Genomic DNA, 794 nt, shown 5'->3' with positions numbered 1-794 from the left:
CAAATCGTCCCAATCATATTCTTTTATTCGGCGTTTTTTCGGTTGTAAAAATACCGAAGGGTGATGTAAAAACTTAAAGTTAAAAAAGTAACTTTCGTTAACATAGACTTTACCGGTTTTACGATTGAATATAATGGGGCTGCCACGGCGGGAGAACAGATAATGATATAGTTGAGGAACAGCATAATATACAGCACAACAACTTGCTATTACTCCAACTAATGTTGCCAAAAATAATTTAGTTTCTAAAATTGGATTACATAAATAAATTAATATAGATAATAAAACTATTGTCGGGCATAGAAAGATAACAATAATCATATGAATACATAAATAAAAAGCTTGATCAGAAGGAATCTGACGAATAAAGGCACAATAGGTATTATTGGCATAACTTAAGCGATCGTCATGCAAAGGTACACTATAAGGACCTTTATCTAGATCCCCAAACCAACCAAAGATTTGTGGGCGGTATTTTGATGGCATAATTATTCCTTATTCCTTAATCATCTGGGTTATTCCGTTATATGGTATCTTTGTTTGATTTCGGCGAGCTCTTCTTGCGATGTGGCATTAAACGCTTCGACCATCCATTCGGGCCAACCTTGCCCTTCAATCCTATGGGCTTTAAATTCCGCTTCTTGATCTGACTTATATTCACCGTCATCGATATTGGCAGATTTATAATGCACCATAAAACTATTGATCCACCCCCAAACAAATGTACTTCCTGCACCGGCTCGCATAGGATCTAACATAATATGATCTATCACTTGGTGCGTGCCCGGTTGGCA

Annotated in this window: 2 protein-coding genes; both read right to left on the bottom strand. The window is 36.8% G+C overall.

The genetic code is table 11. From position 1 onward, the window contains the following. Positions 1-486: DUF6708 domain-containing protein (locus A9G48_RS09360; RefSeq protein ID WP_218057872.1), on the bottom strand; the 486-nt coding region annotated here is incomplete at its 3' end. Positions 487-515: 29 nt separating this feature from the next. After that, positions 516-794: hypothetical protein (locus A9G48_RS11705; RefSeq protein ID WP_176702013.1), on the bottom strand; the 279-nt coding region annotated here is incomplete at its 5' end.

The organism is Gilliamella sp. wkB18 (genome assembly GCF_001690875.1).
Lineage (GTDB): Bacteria > Pseudomonadota > Gammaproteobacteria > Enterobacterales > Orbaceae > Gilliamella > Gilliamella apicola_A.
The sequence above is the reverse complement of the archived record's forward strand: the minus strand, read 5'-3'. Positions and strand labels throughout refer to the sequence as shown.